Annotated in this window: 18 protein-coding genes and 1 pseudogene; 14 read left to right on the top strand and 5 right to left on the bottom strand. The window is 43.6% G+C overall.

Annotation, left to right across the window (positions count from 1 at the left end; translation table 11 throughout):
• Nucleotides 1-21 precede the first annotated feature (21 nt).
• Entirely contained in the window at nt 22-1665 is a 1644-nt protein-coding gene (locus IPP74_02905) for an FAD-binding oxidoreductase (GenBank protein ID MBL0318242.1), read from the bottom strand.
• 202 nt (nt 1666-1867) lie between these two features.
• Here IPP74_02905 and IPP74_02900 point away from each other — a divergent pair, with 202 nt between their 5' ends.
• The 4 genes from IPP74_02900 (at nt 1868) to IPP74_02885 (ending at nt 6337) form a co-directional block, all read left to right on the top strand.
• A complete protein-coding gene (locus IPP74_02900) occupies nt 1868-2419 on the top strand; it encodes a YfiR family protein (GenBank protein MBL0318241.1) in 552 nt (183 codons plus the stop codon).
• A 12-nt stretch (nt 2420-2431) separates the two neighbouring features.
• Nucleotides 2432-4480 (top strand): TonB-dependent receptor, encoded by a 2049-nt coding sequence (locus IPP74_02895; protein ID MBL0318240.1) that lies wholly within the window; start codon nt 2432-2434, stop codon nt 4478-4480.
• Nucleotides 4481-4610: 130 nt separating this feature from the next.
• Nucleotides 4611-5696, top strand: coding sequence for a fatty acid desaturase (locus tag IPP74_02890; GenBank protein ID MBL0318239.1), 1086 nt, complete (start codon nt 4611-4613; stop codon nt 5694-5696).
• Nucleotides 5693-6337, top strand: coding sequence for a GNAT family N-acetyltransferase (locus IPP74_02885; protein MBL0318238.1), 645 nt, complete (start codon nt 5693-5695; stop codon nt 6335-6337). The genes IPP74_02890 and IPP74_02885 overlap by 4 nt, the downstream gene beginning before the upstream one ends.
• Nucleotides 6338-6353: 16 nt before the next feature.
• Here IPP74_02885 and IPP74_02880 read toward each other — a convergent pair whose 3' ends face one another.
• From IPP74_02880 to typA, 3 genes are all read right to left on the bottom strand, one after another.
• The gene (locus IPP74_02880) at nt 6354-7247 is read right to left on the bottom strand and encodes a response regulator (protein ID MBL0318237.1); all 894 of its coding nucleotides are present in this window, start codon (nt 7245-7247) and stop codon (nt 6354-6356) included.
• Between the two features lie 22 nt (nt 7248-7269).
• Nucleotides 7270-8832 carry a HAMP domain-containing protein gene (locus IPP74_02875; protein MBL0318236.1) on the bottom strand — a complete coding sequence of 521 codons (1563 nt, stop codon included), beginning with the start codon at nt 8830-8832 and terminating at the stop codon, nt 7270-7272.
• A 188-nt stretch (nt 8833-9020) separates the two neighbouring features.
• Entirely contained in the window at nt 9021-10859 is a 1839-nt protein-coding gene (gene typA, locus IPP74_02870; protein ID MBL0318235.1) for a translational GTPase TypA, read from the bottom strand.
• A gap of 218 nt (nt 10860-11077) precedes the next feature.
• On the opposite strand from typA, the gene IPP74_02865 reads away from it, so the two are divergent.
• Nucleotides 11078-12217, top strand: coding sequence for a prepilin-type N-terminal cleavage/methylation domain-containing protein (locus IPP74_02865; GenBank protein ID MBL0318234.1), 1140 nt, complete (start codon nt 11078-11080; stop codon nt 12215-12217).
• 8 nt (nt 12218-12225) lie between these two features.
• Here the strand turns inward: IPP74_02865 and ribA are convergent, their stop codons facing one another.
• Nucleotides 12226-13308 carry a GTP cyclohydrolase II RibA gene (gene ribA, locus IPP74_02860; GenBank protein ID MBL0318233.1) on the bottom strand — a complete coding sequence of 361 codons (1083 nt, stop codon included), beginning with the start codon at nt 13306-13308 and terminating at the stop codon, nt 12226-12228.
• 58 nt (nt 13309-13366) lie between these two features.
• Between ribA and IPP74_02855 the strand changes: the two genes are divergently transcribed.
• The 9 genes and pseudogenes from IPP74_02855 (at nt 13367) to IPP74_02815 (ending at nt 20866) form a co-directional block, all read left to right on the top strand.
• Entirely contained in the window at nt 13367-13969 is a 603-nt protein-coding gene (locus IPP74_02855) for a winged helix-turn-helix domain-containing protein (GenBank protein MBL0318232.1), read from the top strand.
• A gap of 76 nt (nt 13970-14045) precedes the next feature.
• Nucleotides 14046-14753: a hypothetical protein gene (locus IPP74_02850; GenBank protein ID MBL0318231.1), complete on the top strand. Its 708-nt coding sequence runs from the start codon at nt 14046-14048 to the stop codon at nt 14751-14753.
• 307 nt (nt 14754-15060) lie between these two features.
• Nucleotides 15061-15447 (top strand): NADH-quinone oxidoreductase subunit A, encoded by a 387-nt coding sequence (locus tag IPP74_02845; GenBank protein ID MBL0318230.1) that lies wholly within the window; start codon nt 15061-15063, stop codon nt 15445-15447.
• A gap of 51 nt (nt 15448-15498) precedes the next feature.
• Entirely contained in the window at nt 15499-16038 is a 540-nt protein-coding gene (locus tag IPP74_02840; GenBank protein MBL0318229.1) for an NADH-quinone oxidoreductase subunit B, read from the top strand.
• Nucleotides 16039-16040: 2 nt separating this feature from the next.
• On the top strand, nt 16041-16643 hold the full coding sequence (locus IPP74_02835) for an NADH-quinone oxidoreductase subunit C (protein MBL0318228.1): 603 nt from the start codon (nt 16041-16043) through the stop codon (nt 16641-16643).
• Nucleotides 16644-16666: 23 nt separating this feature from the next.
• Nucleotides 16667-17854, top strand: a pseudogene (locus IPP74_02830) (NADH-quinone oxidoreductase subunit D).
• Nucleotides 17851-18453, top strand: coding sequence for an NADH-quinone oxidoreductase subunit NuoE (gene nuoE / locus IPP74_02825; GenBank protein ID MBL0318227.1), 603 nt, complete (start codon nt 17851-17853; stop codon nt 18451-18453). Before IPP74_02830 ends, nuoE begins: the two are co-directional and overlap by 4 nt.
• Nucleotides 18454-19743 carry an NADH-quinone oxidoreductase subunit NuoF gene (nuoF, locus tag IPP74_02820; GenBank protein MBL0318226.1) on the top strand — a complete coding sequence of 430 codons (1290 nt, stop codon included), beginning with the start codon at nt 18454-18456 and terminating at the stop codon, nt 19741-19743.
• 19 nt (nt 19744-19762) lie between these two features.
• Complete coding sequence (locus IPP74_02815; GenBank protein ID MBL0318225.1) at nt 19763-20866, top strand: ankyrin repeat domain-containing protein; 1104 nt, start codon at nt 19763-19765, stop codon at nt 20864-20866.
• Nucleotides 20867-21169 lie beyond the last annotated feature (303 nt).

The raw sequence follows: 21169 nt of genomic DNA, 5'->3' as shown, positions 1-21169 counted from the left end.
TTAAGATTCTTTCCGTTGTGTTTATGCGCTTTGCTTCCATTCTATGGTTTGGTCTTCGTTTGCTGGTGCAGTTATCCCATATTTATGGGGTGCAATGATGTTGTTGGGATCAAATGTTGTTTTTAAAGATTCAAGAACTTTTGCATAATGCGGAGAATAGGAGTGGCCATGTGTTGTACCCTGAATGCCTGAACGATAAGCGAAATAACCGTTTTTTTCGAGGGTATCATTCATGGCATGGTAGCAAGCGAGAGCTTTTTCATCTTCGATAGGCTGATCGCGATCAAAGATAATGGCAGCTGTAAACGCGATGGATCGGTTGCTTAAAAAATTAAGGCCAATATTGGGTTCGAATTGGTAGTGTTTATAGCAGTCCTTTAATATCTTTAAGGCTTTCATGACATGCTCGCCCGAAAAAGGGACGAGAGGAGAACACCAGATTATACCGCAGCGGTCTTTGTCCAAATCCATTTCTGCGGGGATGGAACTCTGTTTACGCCAATAGCACATCCTGAATTGTTGAATCATGTAATGGCCAAGATAGAGGGAGTATTTGAAGAGCATTAATGGCTGCTGAAGTTTAATACCGGTAACGTATTCAATTGGTTTTTGAAATTTAGTCAGCCAGCGCGCTTTTGTTTTATCGATAAACACCAGTTTGTCAACTACAGGACCCAAAACTTGTTTAATACGCTTTTTGGCAGCTTTACCCATGGCTGGGCTTGAACATAATAACGCATCATCGCCTACCCAAACGGCGTTGGCAAAATGACGCCGTTTATGTTCAATATAGGATTTATGAAGTGGTATTTGCTGAGGTGCTTCATTCCAGGGAAATTGTTGTTGCATTGATAATATCCGGTAATCATTGGATATGGTAGCGGTGGCAGTCAATGTCCCCTCAAGGCGCAGGATGCGCAACGCATTCACGACATGCTTCAATGAGGATGGTTTTTTAATCGTATACAAAAATGTTTGGAAATGCTGAGGTTTGGGCTGGAGCCAGAATGTCATGCGGGTGACGATACCAAAATTGGACTGGCTAAATAAGCCATCTAGGCTGGGACCCATACCCCATTTATGTATGGGTGCGGCATGGGAGTTGGGGAAAGCTCCAAATCCGGTTTCAATAATTCTCCCATCAGCCAGGACGATTTCCATGGCGCAGCTATGTGCAAAGCGATCGCCATAAGTACCTTTGCCAATGCCACGTTCCAGTGCATTGCCAATCAAACTTGCTTCAGGGGAGGAGCCAATAGCGGGAGGGATAAGTTGTGATTTGTTTGCTTCGAGGTAATCTTTAACCTGTTGAAACGTGACACCAGGCTCTACCGTGATATAGGCCAGGCCTTCGTTATAATCAATAATCTGGTTTAGGGCCTGCAGGCATACAATCGCGCAGCCATCCTGTGACGGCACACGCGAACCATATCCCCAATTTTTTCCGATGCTGATAGGATAAAGCGGCACAAGGTGATCATTAGCAATTTTCAAGATGGCCCGTACATCCTCACGTGAAGATGGGTACAGTACCGCACTAACACGTTGCTTTGTTTTAAACGTGGTGTTTTCAAATGAGTTTAATGTTGCTGCATCCGTTTTGACAGCATCTACGCCGAGGATATTCTTCCATGTATTAATAGCCTGAATAAGCTTATGTGCCATAGAATCTCCTCTTGTTTAGCGATGGATTTTGAACTATTCTTCTAGGCTGTAGGTATTTACGATCTATAAGACCGGTCGTTGGTTTTATTCCGCGAAGTTATTTTATGGATATCTAAGGGAATGGTCAAGTGCGATTTATTGGAGTATTTCTCGTTTATTCTTAGGTAGAATAAAAATATAATTTATATAATTTAAATTAAATATGTTTAGAAGTTTTGTCTTTATTGTTTTTGTTTTGGTGGTGATGGTTTCTATTGGCGTAGAAGCGAATGCACAAACCGCTGATAACGAAGTAAAAGCAGGTTGGATTTACGCTTTAATCCCTTACATTAAATGGAACGATAAATCCTTAAACCCTAATCAAATTACGATTTGCACCTTGGGCAAGGATTCGGTTATACCGGCTTTAACAGATTTGATTCCAAAAGAGCAAGCCAAAGATAAAAAGGAGGGTCGCAAATCAAAGCAAGTGACGGTGGAGCCACGTGGAGCAGATAACACCATGGTGGGCTGCCATATGTTATATATTAGCGCCGCAGAACAAAGTAACTATGCGAATATCCTCAAAAATAGTGAAGGTAAAACAGTTCTTACCATTAGCGGTATCAAGAATTTTGCGGATCGTGGCGGAATGATTGAGCTGGCTGTCAAGAATGATGGTATCAATTTACGGATTAATCTTAAACCGGCCGCAAAGTCCAATATAGTCATTGATAGTGACTTACTTGCATTTGCTGACGTTTTGGAAAAGTAGGGAGGGAATAACATGGTAGCAACGTTAATTAAAAATTTACATATTTTTCTCAAAATAACATGGACGCTAATATCTAGTTTGGCATTTATGAACTGCAACCTTTTTCGCTCTACGAGTATTTTATGTGCATCATTGCTGATTGCATTGCCCCATTTCAGCTATGCAGATGAAGGTCTGGGAAATCTTGAGCGGCTGAAAGCGTTGAAAAATACGAAAGTAACATCGGTATCCAAGCAGCCAGAAGATCCATTTGAAGCAGCTGCAGCCATTTATGTTATAACCAGAGAAGATATAAAACGATCAGGCGCTACTTCGATTCCTGAAATATTAAGAGGTGTACCCGGCCTGGATGTTGCGCAGATTGGTTCGGACAGATGGGCTGTTTCCAGCCGAGGCTTTAACGATCAGTTGACCAATAAATTATTGGTGTTGATTGATGGTCGGAGTGTTTACACACCTGTTTATTCTGGGGTGAACTGGGACTCTCAGGATGTTCCTATCGATGATATCAAACAAATCGAAGTGATTCGTGGTCCAGGTGCGGCTCTGTGGGGAGCCAATGCGGTTAACGGAATTATCAATATCATTACGGAAGAAGCCAATAATACCATTGGCAAGACAGCGTCTGTTATTGTTGGCAATAATGAAGAGGTTGGTAATGCACGAATTGGTGGAAAAATCAGTGATAATGCGTTTTATCGTACTTACGTAAAATATTCAAACCACGAAGAGTCTCACGCTTTAGCAGGTGGACAAAACCATGATGGTTGGGATAATGCACAAACCGGCTTCAGGATTGATTGGGATAAAACCAGCCACGATAACGTGACGTTCCAGGGGGATATTTATAAAGAAAATGTTGATCGTATTGCCATACTTCCTACGTTAGCCCCTCCTTTTGCCCAATCGGTGACGGATGATAATCCTGTCTATGGTGGAAATTTATTGGGGCGCTGGAATCATACCAATTCCAATGGTTCCAATTCTATTTTGCAAACCTATATTGACCATTTTTCACGTGACTTTGATGTATCGCGGGAACATGTAACAACATTCGACTTGGATTTCCAAAATACACTTGCTTCCATGGGGATTCATGAGATTACCTGGGGTGTTGGGTATCGCTTAACAGCTCACAATGAACCTGACCGCTTTTATTTTGAATTTCTTCCTCATCAACGAAGTGATAATCTATTTAGCAGTTTTATTCAGGATAAAATGACCTTAAGGCCTGATGAAGTGTTCTTAACACTCGGTTCGAAGTTTGAGCATAATGATTATACAGGTATTGAAATTCAGCCGAGTGCAAGGCTGGCATGGTTACCCACCAAAAATCAAACGGTGTGGGGAGCTGTTTCGCGCTCAGTCAGAACACCAAGCCGTGCTGAGCACGATATCACCCAAATTCTGGCAACCATCCCATTTTCTGGATTTGTTGAGCAAGTGGGACGGGATGGATTTGACTCTGAAGATCTCATAGCCTATGAATTGGGTTATCGTATCCGGCCTAAAGAGTCACTCACGATCGATGCCACGGCGTTTTATAATGATTATAATCATTTAAGAACCTTTGAAATCGCCGGACCTGCGTCTGGTGATATTGCTTTACCATTAACCATTTATAATAATGGCTATGGCGAGAGCTATGGCTTTGAGCTGACAACTTCATGGCAAGTAAGTTCGATTTGGGAACTATCAGGTTCTTATTCATTCATCGAGATTGATACCCACCTCCGTAATAACAGCGGCGACACCGAATTGGTTAAAGAAGACGGCAAAGCGCCACAGAATCAGTTTAATATACGTTCGCATTTTGATTTACCTCATCGAATAGAAGTGGATAATACGTTGTATTATACCGATGATCTGACCGCCATCAATATTCCAAGTTATTTCAGGTTTGATACGCGTATAGCTTGGAAACCTACAGAGGCAGTCGAGTTGGACCTGGTCGGACAAAATTTGTTTGATTCCTATCATCCAGAATTCTCTTCTATTCCCTCACTACCGGCTTCAGAAGTGAGACGAAATATTTTCGGTAAAGTAAAAGTCAGTTTCTAATCGCATGATTCCCAGACTATATTTTTTAAGGCCTGGATCGGTTTTGTGACGATTTGAAGATTTGTCTTCACCTTAACGCAATATTTTGGTAAGGTAGCCCCGAACGTTGATTTCTGGTGGGGAGAATAGTGTGGTGGAAAAACAATACCATCGCTTTCTAGTAGAGCAGGGGAAGCAGACTGGCGAATTGGTGCTTTCCCAGTATATGGGGATTATGACTGATTTTCATGAACCGAATCCAGTATTATATTGGGTGGATTTTCTAGCATCCAGTTTGATAGGGAGTGGCTTGTTATATCTGGCGGCGTTAAGCCCCAATGCTTCCTTCATGCAAATGGCCAGCATGATTATATCTGCCATTTTGCTTTATCGTTCTGCTATATTTGTTCACGAGGCGTATCATTTGGGGCTGCGTCTTAAGGGGTTTTCGTTGGCTTATAATCTGATGTTTGGTTTTCTTCATAAATTGCCGACCTATTTTTACCGGCCGCATAAAGATCACCATAATGTCCATACCTATGGGACCATTAATGATCCCGAGTATGATACATTAGCGAGTTACCCACCTTTTACCCTGATTATACCTTTATTGACCATGGCAATGTTTCCGCCATTCTTGCTGATAAGGTTTGGGGTTGTTCCCGTGTTGCTCCCCTTCATTGGCGAAAAAGGCAGGCTGTGGGTGTTTGCACATTGTTCTACATTAGTCATGAACCTTAAATATAATCGCAAGCCTCCTTCACCACGGGAAAAGAAGGAATGGTACATTCAAGATGGCTGTTGTTTTCTGTATAATAGTGTGTTGATAGGACTGATGATAACCCATATTTTACCATGGAAATTGTTGGGTGTGTGGATGTTCACCATGTATCTGATGTATCTTCTCAATTTTTACCGCGTGGTCGTCAGTCACCGTTATGTATCCCAACATCAGCAGTTGGATCGTAAGCAGCAGATACTCGATTCTGTTACTGTAGAAGGGACTCCTTATCTTTTCTGGTTGTTTCCAGTTGGTTTGAGGTATCACACGCTTCATCACTTGTTTCCTCTAATGCCTTACCATAATCTCGGTAAAGCCCATAAAGTTTTGGTTAATGCACTGCCTGAGAATCATCCATACCGGATTACTCTCGATACTAGTTATAGTGAATCGATCTCAAAATTAGTTGAGAACTATTCATTTTCAAGACAAACGAATAAGGGGAGGTCAACATGATTGCACCTAATCTAGCCTTGGTTCCTAACCTCACGCTTGAATTTACTCAAAATCCATGTTTCATAGAGGCATATTTGAAAATTCGAGAATATGTCTATATTACAGAGTTTAATCTTGGGAGCTATGAAGATCATCGTGATGAATATGACCATGATCCCAATACCGCTATTGTTGTGGTTCGAAAAGGCAATCAAGTCATAGGCGGGAGTCGTTGTACCATGCGTGTTAAAGGCTCAAATAACCTTTTGCCACATGAATCAGACGAATTTAAACTGATTGATAATTTGCCAGAATTAAAATTACGCAATAAGTCGTATATTGAAGTCACCCGCATGGCGTTGCTTCCTGAATATCGGGATGATGGCACCATAGCCAGAAATCTTATTGAACTGCAGATACAAGGTAGCATTGAAAAAGGTGCTACGTTTGGTTTTACGGTTACGCCACTTATTCAAGCGCGTAATAACCGGAATCATATTCGCAGAATAGGGTTTAATATGGTGATGCGCCCTGATATTATTATTCCAGATAAACCCTTGTATCGTGGGCGTAAAATGGTGTTGAGCACTATCGACTTTACCAAACCTCATGTGGTGGGTGATCATCCTAATACGTTTGTTGCGGATTCGATTGCGGCATAATTAGATAGACATTGTGCTACAGTATCCACGTCGCCTTCACTTTGTTGCCTGGTTCCACATATTCAACCCGGTGGAAGGCGGTACACGCACGGGTAATGCCTTTTTTAGTTGGAAGGACAATTGATTCGGCAGCAACGCAGCGGTAAGGATCGGCATTGAAGCCATCACCTTGATCTTCAATGAACACGGAAACACTGGTTGCATCTTTAATGATCGACGCTTTCGCTTTTTTATCCTTATTGGCAGGATCCTCAAGGGCTTCTATAAGTTTCTTCTGATAATTTCCTTGTCTTAGATACGTGGCCTTTAAATTCCTAATGCTTAAATTGCCATGCTCTATGGCATTCGCTAATAATTCGTAGATGGTTGGAGCGACCGCCATAGGTTGCGGGAAATGTCGAGCTAATTTGAGGGCAATGTCTTTGGCTTCTTCCAATGTACTGAGTTCAAAGGAGGTTGGGGGTGTTTCACTTGGTTTAGCTAATGCTTCTTGAAAATGCCGTTCTCGCAACACTCGGTCAGCCATGGGGTAAAAGAAAGCTTGCAATTCTTCTTGTTGGAAAGGTTTTTTGACCAGGTAATGAGCGCCCGCATCGAGGACTTCCATTAATTCTTCCAATGCAGTTTTACCTGTTTGGAATATAATAGGAATATGTTTATATTCAGGATCATTGGCTAATTCGTGGCAGAGTTCAATCCCTGTTTTGCGTGGCATCATTCTGTCTAGCAACATGATCGCAATATCCTTATTAGCGTCTAATAGTTCTCGTGCTTGAATCCCATCAGAAGCTTCGATCACTTGTGTAAATCCTAGACGGGATCTCAATAAATGTGCGGCAATAAATAAATTGCCATCATCATCATCGGCAACGAGAATTTTAACATCGGCATAAGGGGAAGCTTTAGTCATAGAGGTCTCCAAAACCAAAGAATTACGATTGAGTATGTGGTGGTGTATCTTGTATTGATCTAGATAGCGGTAGAAGGAAAGTAAACGTCGAGCCTTTTTCTTTGTTATTCTCAGCCCAGATTTTCCCGCCGTGAGCCTGTAAAATTTCCTTGCAGATGGCAAGACCAAGTCCTGTGCCGCCAGCTTTTGTTTTCGTTCTGCTACTTTCCGCAAATTTTTCGAAAATATAGGCTAGTTCATTTGGAGGAATACCGATTCCTTGATCCGAAATACTTAGGCCAATGCCATCAATAGCTTGTTTGTCATCGGATTCTATCGAGGCTTGGATAATACGAAGGGTTATCGTGCCATTATTTGAATATTTAACCGCATTTCCAACTAGATTGGTGATAACCTGACCAACACGCCCTTGATCAAAATAAAATTCTTGTTCGCCGATGGGCTTTTCAAATATGATGGTAATGTGTTTGGCTCTTGCCAGACCTTCGCTTTCAAGCAAAATTTGTTCAACCAGTGGGGATAACAAGCCAAGCTGCTTATCAAACTCCATTTTTTTCTCACCCAGCTTTGCTAAATCCAGCAGGTTGTTGATGAGCAGCAGGAGACGTTCACTCGCTGTTTGCGTCTTAATAGCCAGACTCTTTCTTCCCATATCATCGAGGGTATCCCAATCTTCTACCAGGAAGCGGATGAAATTTCTCACGCCATGAATAGGTGTGCGGATTTCGTGGTTCATATTCGCCAGGAAATCTGATTTGACTTGTAAAGCTGCTCTCAATTCTTCAAGTAAGTCTTCAAGCTGGCGGGTTCTTTCCTTTACTTTATCTTCAAGATGCATATTGGCATTCAGTAATTCTTGGTCACGTTTTTGAATTTCCGAAAGCATGACATTGATGCTTTCTACCAGAATTCCTAATTCATCACGGTAAAAGAGGGGAGCGCGTAGCGAATAATCTTTATCTTCTGTAATACGTGAGGCAATTTTGGTAAGTTCAAGAATGGGCAAAGAAATTATTTTCTGCATTTTATTGGCTAAAGCGTAGGCAAGGACCAGTACGATCATTAAAAAGCCAGAAACGCCTGTAACAAACCACAAAACATGCTGGTGAACTTCTTTTAAGTCGGAACTGACGAGGATAAAACCAACCGGTTGATTACTGATACTAACGATTTCCTGAAAGACATTCACACTGTTGGAGGTGATGCTATGGCCAATTTTCGGTAATTGAACGGGACACTGATCGGATGAACCTTGCCGGTGATAACTGGCAAATATTTCTCCATCCTTCTTGTAAACACAAGCCAGGACAATGGATTGTTTATTGCTGACATCAGCTAAATTTTCCGAAGCCTTATCTTTATTGGTAAGACTGGAAAACTGCATAGCTGGTGCTGTACGCTTGCCAATGATATTGCTAATAAGGTTAAGTTCTTCAATAGTCGAACGTTTGGTAGAGCTGATATCATACGTAATAAACGCAGCCGCAATCATTAATGCCGTCATGATGGCAATCGACATCACCGCAATCATTTGCTTTGTCTTAAACGACAGATTAAGGAGGTAATTTCTCAAAATTTTATACATTCGATCCCAACGAACACCACGCCACCTATGATTCTACAAGAAGGCGGTTACAAGGTCAAAATAAAACTTCGATATTCTGCCTAGCTATCTGAGGAAAAGCCTCAGATTCATTGCTTTTATTCACAAGAATCTGAGGCTTACCAGCGGCCTAAGCCGGAGGTTGAGTGCGGGGAGGTACGTTATTAGGCTTATTCAACCAAACGTTTCTCTGCCCCCATCCGTGATGCGCGTTTACGCTCATTTGGATCGAGCATGGCTTTGCGGAGACGAATGCTCTTTGGCGTTACTTCCACCAGTTCATCGTCATTGATATAAGACATAGCTTCTTCAAGTGTCATGAGTTTAGGAGGGGTTAAGCGCACGGCTTCATCCTTACTGGTGGTACGGATGTTTGTGAGCTGTTTACCTTTCAGCACGTTTACCTCGAGATCATTATCACGTGAGTTTTCGCCAACGATCATACCTTCATAAACACGGTCCTGGTGAGAAACAAACATAATACCACGTTCTTCGAGATTCCACAGTGCGTATGCAACGGCTTCACCCTGGCCATTTGAAATCAGAACCCCATTACGACGTCCAACGATTTCGCCTTTAAATGTACCATAACTATGGAACATACGGTTCATAATACCACTGCCTTTAGTGTCAGTCATAAACTCACCCTGGTAACCGATAAGGCCACGGGCTGGAACATGGAATACCAAACGTAATTTACCACCACCTGATGGACGCATGTCCTGCAACTCACCTTTACGGATGGAAATTTTTTCTACTACGACACCGCTGAATTCTTCATCTACGTCGATGGTTACTTCTTCATACGGCTCTAATATTTCACCAGACGCTTCGTCACGTTTGAACAACACACGTGGACGAGATACGGTAAGTTCGAATCCTTCGCGGCGCATGGTTTCAATTAATACCCCTAATTGAAGTTCCCCACGTCCACCTACTTCAAACGCATCACGATTCGCTGATTCTTTAACACGAATAGCAACGTTACCTTCGGCTTCCGACATCAAGCGTTCACGAATGAGGGTTGAGGTTAATTTATTGCCTTCCTGGCCACATAATGGTGAATCGTTAACGCTGATGGAAATCGCCATGGTTGGTGGATCAATCGGCAGTGCTTTAATAGGGGTTTCTACCGATGGGTCGCAAATGGTGTCGGCAACAGTTGCAATGGAAAGCCCTGCAATCTGAATGATGTCTCCTGCGACCGCTTCATCAACCGGTACACGTTGAAGGCCTCGAAAAGCCAATACCTTAGTGATACGACCTTTATCATGTGATGTACCATCCAGGTTGATGGCTTTAACTTGTGCGTTGGGACGGGCAACACCACTGTGAACGCGTCCAGTCAGAATACGTCCAAGGTAAGGATCGGACTCAAGGAGCGAGACCAACATGCTGAATGGTTGAGTTGGATCAGAGTCAGGTGTTGGGACGTGACGGATAATGGTTTCGAATAATGGCTTCAAATTTTCGCGTGGATCATCCAGAGCTTTCGTACACCAGCCGCTACGTCCAGAAGCAAAAAGGGCAGGGAAATCAAGTTGTTCATCGGTAGCGCCCATAAGCGAAAACAGATCGAATATTTCATTGAGTACTTCATCAACACGCGCATCAGGCCGGTCTACCTTATTGATAACCACAATCGGTCGAAGACCAATTTTTAAGGCTTTACCCAACACGAATTTTGTCTGTGGCATAGGGCCTTCAGCTGCATCAACGAGGATAACAACGCCATCAACCATTGACAGAATCCGTTCTACTTCTCCACCAAAGTCGGCGTGTCCTGGGGTATCAACGATGTTGATACGATTATTATCGAGGATAATGGACGTGCATTTAGCCAAAATGGTAATACCACGTTCTTTTTCAAGTTCGTTAGAATCCATGGCACGTTCTTGGACTTGCTGATTTTCACGGAATGTTCCGCTTTGTTTAAGCATCGCATCGACTAAGGTTGTCTTACCATGGTCTACGTGGGCAATAATAGCTATATTTCTTAATTCCGTCATAAGGATCCTATCCGTCTATTTACATAATGAAAATGTTAAACAAGCGTCATACTAGCGTGATTAGAGTTAACGGCGTTTTATGTAAATCACTTAATAGTTAACGTAAGCTTAATAGTTTAAGAGGTATAATGCTAGTAGGTGTGGGGGTTCTACACCAACCGGCGGGGCTGTCACTATAGCCCAGAAATTGCTTGCGGGCAACAAAAAAGGGAATTTTTATGATGCGTGGTTGGTTATCGTTGCGGCATCGGGAGCTTGGAAGCGGGCAAAGGGGCTTTAGCTTAATCGAGCTGAGTATCATTATTGCGGTGGCGGCTACATTGATGGTGGGCTATTTAAGTTTAGTGCAACCAGAGTCTGAACTCAAAGCCAATGCGACCTTTACTACGATGGAAAGAATGCGGGCAGTGATGGATTCAATCGAGGCATTCCGCGTGAAATATAAGCGTTTGCCATGTCCGGCTGAACCTAAAGTTCGTTCCGACAGCACAACCGTTGATGGCTCAACACCAGTCAATAAGATTTATGGCGGTGAAGGACTTGATTACAGTAGCGGTATGAAATGTACGAATAACCTTGGCTCTGTTCCATTCAGAAATCTGGGTATTAAACCAGAAATGATGTATGATGGATGGGGACGAAAATTTACTTACCACGTGAGCAGCCAGCTATGTGCGATAGGAACCAGCGCAGGCAATGATGGCTGTACACCCTATTCTTATAATAAAAATGTAGGAGACCTCATTGTTAGTGAAGATGGCACTACGTTGACTGCAAATGGAGGCTATGTCATTGTGAGCCATGGTAGAAATGGTTTAGGGGCTTATTTGGCCAGTGGTAACCGACTCCCTGTTACGGCAGCTACGACTCAGGAATTGGAGAATGCCAACAAAACAGCATTAGGAGTGGATGCCATTAACAAGACCTATAACATTGTTGCCACTAATGCTGAAGGGGATGATATTGTGATGTATCGGACCAAGGATTATGTTAACAGCACGGCAACCGATGTGGTGCATCTGATGGTTTCAGAAGCTGATTGTGCTGGCAATACCGCTGAACTTTCTAAGATTAATAAAACGCTGGCACAAACCATTGACACCAGCCTTTACCCAACATCTACTACTGGATTTGGTGCGTATGATCCCAATTATACAGGAAGCAGAGTTGCCCTGACGATCATGTGGGCATTGCAAGACGAATGTTACCATCTCTACGGCGATATTGGCGTCGCCCCAACCACTCCGCCATTGGTAAAAAGTTGTCCTGGTGCAGCAGCAACACCGCCTAATGGTGCCACGTATAATGATGGCGATCATACCTGTGATTGCCCAAGTGGAGACTGGGATGCATGTTAGTCGATGCACTAAAACGTATGACCAAGTCTGTCTTTTTTCGTTGAAAGGTAATCTCTGTTATGTTCGTGCGATACCATGACATGGGGAATACAAGCGCTGACTTTGATGCCGTGAGATTCGAGGCCTGCTGATTTACGCGGATTGTTGGTCAGTAATTGAATTGATGATAATCCTAAATCTTTTAAAATAGTGGCAGCTGGCAAAAATTGGCGTTCGTCATCCTCAAATCCTAATGCTTCGTTGGCGGCAACGGTGTCCAGCCCATTGGCCTGGAGCGCATAGGTGCGAAGTTTATTGATAAGGCCAATGCCTCGACCTTCCTGCATGAGGTAAACCACGATCCCGCCATCATGGTCAGACATATGTTCAATAGCTGAATGCAGCTGGTCGCGGCAGTCACATTTGATACTGTCCAGTAAATCGCCTGTATAACAGGATGAATGGATGCGTACCAGAGGTGAGGTTTGTGTGAGTGGACTGCCGATCATGAGGGCATAATGTTCGTGACCCCCTGCCTGCGAGCGATAAGCAATAATGGAGCAGGGCTTATCCTGAGTTTGATAGAGGGTCATCGGGGCAATGCAGACTTGTTTAAGTGAGGCACCGATAGCCTGTGGATAATGCTGGATATCATGTTCAGTGATGGATGTCAGTGTATGCGAAACAGAAGCCGGAGCATTCCAAAGCAGGGCTAAAGGCAAAAGTTCGGCATAATGGCAAAGCTTTAAAGCCAGCGTTTCACTTGGGTTTGCCTGATTATGATACGATGAAGGCAGGGAAGGGCGGTCACTATCCAGTCCACTCACGCAATATGTTAAAAAGGGGATAAGTTCATCTGGTGAGGTAAAACGGATGGCAACGGTTTCTGGAAATGAGCTATCTGGATAAAGAAAGGATAGCCGTTTACCAGGAATTACCAGGACTGGCTGCGTATTGAAGTGTTGGATAAGCTCTTTTAATCGCGTTAAGTCCAGAGTTTCGCCCGAAGCAATAATGACATGATGGTGGACGGTATTGAAGGACACTAAATCGCCCCGTCGCATATCGCAGATAGCACGTTCACACGGATGGGATGGACTAAATAATTTCATACTAGCTATCGCCTCTTAAGTTAGGATAGGCTATAAAGGATAGAAAAAAGTATGTCTGATGTCCATTCTAATCGTTAGTCCCTCCGTGTATTTAAGTTACCTGATTCCCCAATTACTAGTGCCGGGGACAAAAATTCATCCTGTCACTCAGATACCTGAGGCTGAGGATGCCTTGTGGAAAGGGCTAACGTTGATGATCATTGATCAGCAAAAGGCGATTGATATTCTAAAGCCTGTATCTCCTGGAGAGTGGAAACACATCACGACATGGGCCAAACCTGTTTCTGCCAAACAGTTGCAGCAATCGATTACTGAAAATGAAATGCAGCAAGAAGAAAAAGACCCAGTTATTCATATTGGGAACTATAGCCTTTACCCGCGCGGCAAATATCTCATGGATATGGAACAACGGGTCATGGTGAATTTAACTACCAAAGAAGTGGAAATCATCACCTTCCTTGCCCAGCATGGTACGACTGGCGTTAGCAAAGAACAGCTGCTCAAATCCCTTTGGGGGATACACACAGGTATGGAAACACATACGGTGGAGACCCATATTTATCGTCTTCGTCAAAAAATTAATCAGTTTTTGAATGTCAGTGATTTTCTGGTCACAGATGCAACTGGTTATAAATTAGGTGGCCTTGGAAGCGATAAGTAAGAAAATACTTTTCTATCGATAAACTGTATATTACGATAGGAGAAGAGCTTGGCTGAATTTTTTGGAGTCTAATTATATGAAATCACTAAAGCACGTATCGTTACCCGTTGTGATGATCCTCAGTATCGTTACATCAATCGCTCATGCAGCTTCAGCGAATAACGAGCCTTCACTTGATCAAACATTTGGTGAATGGAATGTCTATACCTATCAGCTGGGTGGTAAGAAAACCTGTTACATTGTGAGTATGCCTAAAAATGAAGGCGGCACTTTTACCAAACGTGGTCAGCCATACACGATGGTCACCCATGTACGCAACGATGTTGATGAAGTCAGTGTGTCGTCGGGCTATTCGTATAAATCAGGAACCGAAGTGGCTGTGGATATCGGTGCGGATAAATACACGATGTTTTCTAAGGGTGAGCTCGCCTGGGCCTATGATGCCGAGCAGGATGCTAAAATGGTAACCGCTATGAAAAAAGCATCTAAGTTGGTCGTTAAAGGCACTTCGCAGCGTGAAACGACATCGGATGATACGTATTCATTATCGGGATTTGGCAAAGCCTATGATCGTATGAAAGATATGTGTGCGATTGATAAATCGGCTAAGGGGAAAGATAAGGATAAGGAAAAAGATAAGGATGCCAAGGATAAAGGGAGTTCATCTAAAAAAGATGACATAAACGACGCCATTAAAGATGAAGCTCCAAACCCAGATCAAGATATTTTCAAGGATACCAAGAAGAAGCATAAAATTAGGCCAAGAAAAGAAAGCGACCAATAAACGGTGATGAGCAATCAGACAAGCAAGGGGTGGCAGTAATCAAAGCCTTTGGAATCGGTTTGCTCATGACTCATAAGCCTATGGTGTGCGATCGTGTGTGGCAGGAAATCAGTGGCAGCTAGACCTTGATGGAATCGAGCTTTGGCGCGTCACTGTTTTGTTTTTGAGGGTTCTTTGGTTCAATATAAGCTGCTATGAAAAAGAGAAAGATGGATTCAATAAAAATTTCACTTGTGCCTGCAAAGCCCCTGCGCTATGATCGGTTTTCATCGTTGGTTCGTGTATTAACCAGGCAAAAGTTTGATTTATGAATGGTGTGATTACCATACAGCCGGAATTTTTGGCTTCGTATCTTCCTATAGTGATTTTTTTAGCCATTGCGGTTGCTTTGGCTATGGTGATGATTGTGCTTCCTTATATTGTGGGTAAGCAAAAGCCTGATGCAGCAAAGCTCGATTCGTACGAATGCGGCTTTGATGCTCTAGGGGATGCGCGCAGTAAATTTGATGTCCGCTTTTATCTAGTGGCTATTTTATTCATTATTTTCGATCTTGAAGTAGCGTTCCTGTTTCCATGGGCCGTATCACTTGGCCATATTGGGCTTGTCGGTTTTTGGGCCATGATGGGCTTTCTCGGCGTATTGACGGCTGGGTTTATCTATGAGTGGAAACGCGGTGCCCTGGATTGGGAATGATTTAATTGGAAATGATTGATGTCTGATACGTCCTTAAAACCTCTTGATTCTATGTTTAGTTTAAATCAGCCGATTGCTCCTGGGGCAACGCAAGACCAGATGCTGAATAATGTGTTTGATGAAATCAGCAACCGTGGATTTGTGACGGCCAGCCTGGATAATCTGCTGACATGGGCACATAAAGGGTCTTTATGGCCAATGACTTTCGGTCTGGCCTGTTGTGCGGTTGAAATGATGCAAACGGCAGCTAGCCGTTATGATATGGATCGTTTTGGTTTGTTGTTTAGGCCCAGCCCACGCCAATCGGATGTGATGATTGTGGCCGGAACCCTAACCAATAAAATGGCTCCAGCGTTACGTAAAGTATATGACCAGATGGCTGAGCCGCGCTGGGTTATTTCGATGGGAAGCTGTGCCAATGGCGGCGGTTATTACCATTATTCCTATTCGGTCGTGCGTGGATGTGACCGGATTGTGCCGGTTGATGTTTACGTGCCGGGATGTCCGCCAACTGCAGAAGCCTTGCTTTACGGTATTTTGCAGTTGCAGCGTAAAATTAAACGCCAAAAAATATTGCGGAGGAATGGTTAGGTATGATCTCATCTCTTCCTATTATTGCTGACCGCGTCCTTCAGGCTTTTCCAGGCGGTGAAGTGACAGCTGTTGAAACCAATGGCGAATTACGTATTAACGTTAATTCTGAAAACCTGATCGGAATGCTCGAGTTTTTAAAGGATGATGGCGCTTGCCAGTTTAAAATGCTCATAGGCATTTGTGGGGCAGATTATCCGCAGCGCCGCAACCGCTTTGATGTGGTGTATCTGTTGTTGTCGCTGCGTCATAATGTGCGAGTGAGAGTTCATGTTGATGCCAATGAAGACACCGTTATTCCTTCTGTGTCCTGTGTATTTAGTGCTGCCGGATGGTTTGAGCGTGAAGTATGGGATATGTATGGAGTGATTTTTGGGAACCACGAAGATTTGCGTCGTATCCTAACCGATTACGGTTTTGTAGGGCATCCATTACGAAAAGATTTTCCACTAACCGGCCATGTTGAAGTACGTTACGATCACGAAAAGAAACGTGTGGTGTACGAGCCTGTGAAGTTGGATCAGGAGTTTAGATATTTTGATAATTTAAGTCCGTGGGAAGGAACCCAGTATGTATTACCTGGGGACGAAAAGGCCAAGGCATAAAGCGAAAGAGATAAGGTTTTCCTATGACGATTCAAGACCAAGTGACCATTAAGAATATGACCCTTAATTTTGGTCCACAACATCCGGCAGCACACGGTGTGTTGCGTCTGGTGCTTGAGCTCGATGGCGAGGTGGTTGAGCGTGCCGATCCGCATATCGGCCTGTTGCATCGTGGAACTGAAAAATTGATCGAATATAAAACATTTTTGCAGGCTGTCCCTTATTTTGACCGTCTCGATTATGTTTCGCCCATGTGTCAGGAGCATGCATTTGCACTGGCAGTTGAAAAATTATTAAAACTTGAAGTGCCACAACGTGCGCAGTATATAAGGGTGCTTTTCAGTGAGATTACCCGTCTTCTTAACCATATTTTGAATATCACTACCCAGGCTCTTGATATTGGTGCAACCACCCCGTTGCTTTGGTTGTTTGAAGAGCGCGAAAAGATGATGGCGTTTTATGAGCGGGTCTCTGGAGCACGCCTACACTCGGCCTATTTTCGCCCCGGTGGTGTTGCCAAGGATCTTCCTGTAGGGATCTTGGAAGATATTGCCGCCTTTGCTGATAAATTCCCGAAATACATTGATGATGTAGAAAGTCTCTTGACCGAAAATCGTATTTTCAAGCAACGTCTTGTTGACATTGGCACGGTTAGTGCGGATCAGGCTATGGATTGGGGCTTTACCGGACCGATGTTGCGTGGTTCTGGTGTTGCCTGGGATTTGCGTAAGAGCCAGCCCTATGATGTTTATGATAAGATGGAATTCGATATTCCTATTGGTAAAAATGGTGATTGTTATGACCGGTATCTGGTGCGCGTAGAAGAGATGCGCTAGTCGATCAAGATCATTAAACAATGCGTTGAGCAAATGCCTAAAGGGCCCTATAAAGCGACTAATCCTAAAGTATCTCCGCCGAGTCGTGCCGAGATGAAGCGTTCGATGGAAGCGCTGATCCATCACTTTAAGTTATACACAGAAGGATATCACGTTCCTGAAGGCGAAACCTATACGGCGGTTGAAGCGCCTAAAGGCGAGTTTGGCGTTTATTTGGTTACTGATGGTACTAATCGTCCGTATCGCTGCTATTTGCGTGCCCCTGGTTTTGCCCATTTGCAAGCTCTTGAATTTATGTCCAAAGGACATTTGGTTGCAGACGTTGTGGCGATTATCGGGACTATGGATATCGTATTTGGAGAAATTGATCGATGAGTCAAAGACCTGTTGCTAAGATTCAGCCAGAATCATTTGAGTTTACGCCTGAAAATCTAAAAAAGGCAGAGGAGTTTATCGCGACATATCCTAAAGGGCGGCAGCAAAGTGCGGTATTGCCTTTGTTAGATTTGGCACAGCGCCAAAATCAAAATTGGGTTTCGCTGGCGGCGATGGATGTTATTGCGCAAATGTTGCAAATGCCCTATATCCGCGTTTATGAAGTAGCAACGTTTTATAGCATGTTCAATTTAGCCCCTGTTGGTAAACACTTTATCCAGATATGTAGAACGACACCGTGTTGGCTGCGTGGATCGGATGATGTAACCAGCGCCTGTAAAAGCAAATTAGGTATCGGCATAGGTGAAACCACCGAGGATGGCAAGTTCAGTCTGGTGGAAGTGGAATGCCTGGGAGCCTGCGTGAATGCGCCGGTGGTTCAAATCAATGATGATTATTATGAAGATCTTGATCGCCAGAGCATGGAACGTGTCTTGGATGAACTGGCCTCAGGTCGCCATCCTAAAGTAGGTTCAGTTAAAGGCCGTCAATGTTCGGCTCCCGAAGGTTGGTCGCCTTCACAAAAGGAGGGTGCGTAAATGGCATTGCACGCAAGGGATCGTATTTTTACGAATTTATATGGCATGGAAGATTGGCGCTTAGACGCTGCCAAAAAACGTGGCGATTGGGATGGCACCAGGTCTTTGCTGGGTAAAGGACGCGAAGGCATCATTAAAGAAATAAAAGATTCGGGGCTTCGCGGCCGTGGAGGTGCAGGATTTTCTGCCGGGATGAAATGGTCGTTTATGCCAAAAGAATCCAAAGATGGACGCCCTTCTTATCTGGTAATTAATGCGGATGAATCAGAACCGGGCACATGCAAAGACCGTGATATTATCCGTCATGATCCCCATAAATTAATTGAAGGGGCTTTGATCGCCGGTTTTGCTATTAATGCGGTGGCTGCCTATATTTATATCCGTGGTGAATATTATAATGAAGCGGTAGTGTTGCAAAAGGCGATTGATGAAGCGTACGCTGCCGGATTAATCGGTAAAAATGCCAGTGGTTCAGGGTATGATTTTGATGTCATTCTCCATCGTGGGGCAGGAGCCTATATTTGCGGTGAAGAAACGGCGCTTATTGAAAGCTTGGAGGGTAAAAAGGGGCAACCTCGTTTAAAGCCACCATTTCCCGCAGGTGCAGGTTTATATGGTTGCCCAACAACCGTTAATAACGTCGAAACCATTGCGGTAGTGCCAACTATTTTGCGCAGAGGTCCGGCGTGGTTTGCGGGCATTGGCAGGGAAAATAATACGGGAACCAAAGTGTTCTGTATATCCGGACATGTGAACAAGCCTTGCAACGTAGAAGAAGAAATGAGCATTCCCCTCAAAGAACTTATAGAACGCCATGCGGGCGGTGTAAGAGGTGGTTGGGATAATTTATTGGCGATTATTCCTGGTGGATCATCGGTTCCACTCTTGCCTAAATCGATTTGTGACACGGTTCTCATGGATTTTGATAGTTTACGTGCGGTTCAATCGGGTCTTGGCACAGCAGCGATTATTGTGATGGATAAGTCAACCGATGTGATTGCGGCCATTATGCGTTTGTCTAAATTCTACATGCATGAATCATGTGGTCAGTGTACGCCTTGCCGTGAAGGTACGGGCTGGTTATGGCGCATGATGAAACGTATGGTGGATGGCAATGCCACGATTGATGAAATTGATTCCTTGCTCGATCTAACAAAACAGATTGAAGGCCATACTATTTGTGCCTTGGGTGATGCAGCTGCCTGGCCTGTACAAGGATTAATCCGCCATTTCCGTCCGGTTATGGAAGAGCGGATCCGGTCTTATCAAAAAAAATTAACGGCGGCATAAGGGGTTAATAGGGGATTACATGGACAAAAAAGTGTCGGCAGCTCCTCAATTTCAGGATTTGATTGATGCAATCAAGCGTAATGGGATCTCTCGCCAGCAATGGGAAAATATTCTGTGCGTGAATAAATCTATTGTACTCTTTATCGATCAGGATCGAAGAACCATGCTCCATCACACGGCGTTTCATGGACGTACGTCCTTGATAGAGTTGTTAGTGCAACAAGACGTGGAGCTGAATTCATATAATAAAAACGGTGAAACTCCTTTATTTGTTGCGGTGGTTCAGGATAAAGTTGCGGCGGTTGAGGCATTACTGAAAGCGGGAGCTGATCCAGAAGTGCGTAACCAGTATGGTGAAACATTGCTGCATGTAGCCTGTAACAGTAAAACGGGTATTCTGGAATTGCTGCTTAAACATTGCGATTGTTATATTGATGCGGCTAATGCCGAAGAACAAACACCGCTGCATTACGCCGTCATGCTGGAGCGGGAAGATGCAGTAGAAACACTGCTGAATTTTGGCGCAAATGTTAATGTAGCCGATGCTAAAGGCCGTATGCCTTTACACATGGCCAGCTCACGCGGTTTACTGAAAACCCTGAATCTTCTTTTATCCCATGGTGCCTATGTCAATGCCTGCGATAACCATGATAAAATACCGCTACATTATGCCGTGCAGTTTGGCCATATGTCTTTGGTTCAGGCCCTTGTTCAGCAGGGAGCTAAGATCAATGCCATTGATATGGATGGTATCGGTGATACGCCGCTGGAAGTTGCTATTGATGCTTCACGGTTAGATATCGTACTGTCGTTGCTGCAGCAAGGTGCGTTACAAAAAGAAACGTTATTATTAGTTTCGGACGTTGCTTATCCAGGTCGTTCGCCTGCCGAACTTAATGAAGAATACCAGGATATCTTGGCTCAATACCAGGAAGTGGGCAACCCAACACGTGCTGATGTGTTATGGGAGGTTGAGCAATTATTAATTGCTGGAAAATCGATCGATAATGGAGAATCGCAGGAATTTAAAAATGTGATGTTCAAGCTAATGCTGTGTGAACAAAAAGATTTCTTACATTCGATGCGTGAAAACCAACAGGTCAGAATGTCTGAAAGCGCATAGATATCGATAGTCTTCCGTTCAAAACCAATTATCTTGTTGAAATAGAGTGAATCATTTCTAAAGATTGGTTGGAAATATCGCCAGGTTAGGCACCATTTTTTTTAGGGGTGGATAGGTTGTTTATTTTTGTCATGACATTGTCTAGCAATACGGGTAGGGGTTTATAATGTCAGTTTTCTGATGCGGCACGTTTTTTAAATTTCGGCGGCTAATCTCATTTTTTATGATGGGATAAATTCAAAAGTGGTTGTTTTTGGCTAATAAGAAGGCTATAACAGGTAGACGAATAGAAGAGTATAAACG

It is taken from the genome of Alphaproteobacteria bacterium (genome assembly GCA_016722515.1).
Taxonomy (GTDB): domain Bacteria; phylum Pseudomonadota; class Alphaproteobacteria; order Rickettsiales; family JADKJE01; genus JADKJE01.
The sequence above is the reverse complement of the archived record's forward strand: the minus strand, read 5'-3'. Positions and strand labels throughout refer to the sequence as shown.

What these genes read in the sequence shown, in the direction of transcription:
- IPP74_02905 (MBL0318242.1), bottom strand. Translation starts at nt 1,665, where the DNA reads ATGGCACATAAGCTTATTCAGGCTATTAATACATGGAAGAATATCCTC.
- IPP74_02900 (MBL0318241.1), top strand. Translation starts at nt 1,868, where the DNA reads ATGTTTAGAAGTTTTGTCTTTATTGTTTTTGTTTTGGTGGTGATGGTT.
- IPP74_02895 (MBL0318240.1), top strand. Translation starts at nt 2,432, where the DNA reads ATGGTAGCAACGTTAATTAAAAATTTACATATTTTTCTCAAAATAACA.
- IPP74_02885 (MBL0318238.1), top strand. Translation starts at nt 5,693, where the DNA reads ATGATTGCACCTAATCTAGCCTTGGTTCCTAACCTCACGCTTGAATTT.
- IPP74_02880 (MBL0318237.1), bottom strand. Translation starts at nt 7,247, where the DNA reads ATGACTAAAGCTTCCCCTTATGCCGATGTTAAAATTCTCGTTGCCGAT.
- IPP74_02875 (MBL0318236.1), bottom strand. Translation starts at nt 8,832, where the DNA reads ATGTATAAAATTTTGAGAAATTACCTCCTTAATCTGTCGTTTAAGACA.
- typA (MBL0318235.1), bottom strand. Translation starts at nt 10,859, where the DNA reads ATGACGGAATTAAGAAATATAGCTATTATTGCCCACGTAGACCATGGT.
- IPP74_02865 (MBL0318234.1), top strand. Translation starts at nt 11,078, where the DNA reads ATGATGCGTGGTTGGTTATCGTTGCGGCATCGGGAGCTTGGAAGCGGG.
- ribA (MBL0318233.1), bottom strand. Translation starts at nt 13,308, where the DNA reads ATGAAATTATTTAGTCCATCCCATCCGTGTGAACGTGCTATCTGCGAT.
- IPP74_02855 (MBL0318232.1), top strand. Translation starts at nt 13,367, where the DNA reads ATGTCCATTCTAATCGTTAGTCCCTCCGTGTATTTAAGTTACCTGATT.
- IPP74_02850 (MBL0318231.1), top strand. Translation starts at nt 14,046, where the DNA reads ATGAAATCACTAAAGCACGTATCGTTACCCGTTGTGATGATCCTCAGT.
- IPP74_02845 (MBL0318230.1), top strand. Translation starts at nt 15,061, where the DNA reads ATGAATGGTGTGATTACCATACAGCCGGAATTTTTGGCTTCGTATCTT.
- IPP74_02840 (MBL0318229.1), top strand. Translation starts at nt 15,499, where the DNA reads ATGTTTAGTTTAAATCAGCCGATTGCTCCTGGGGCAACGCAAGACCAG.
- IPP74_02835 (MBL0318228.1), top strand. Translation starts at nt 16,041, where the DNA reads ATGATCTCATCTCTTCCTATTATTGCTGACCGCGTCCTTCAGGCTTTT.
- nuoE (MBL0318227.1), top strand. Translation starts at nt 17,851, where the DNA reads ATGAGTCAAAGACCTGTTGCTAAGATTCAGCCAGAATCATTTGAGTTT.
- nuoF (MBL0318226.1), top strand. Translation starts at nt 18,454, where the DNA reads ATGGCATTGCACGCAAGGGATCGTATTTTTACGAATTTATATGGCATG.
- IPP74_02815 (MBL0318225.1), top strand. Translation starts at nt 19,763, where the DNA reads ATGGACAAAAAAGTGTCGGCAGCTCCTCAATTTCAGGATTTGATTGAT.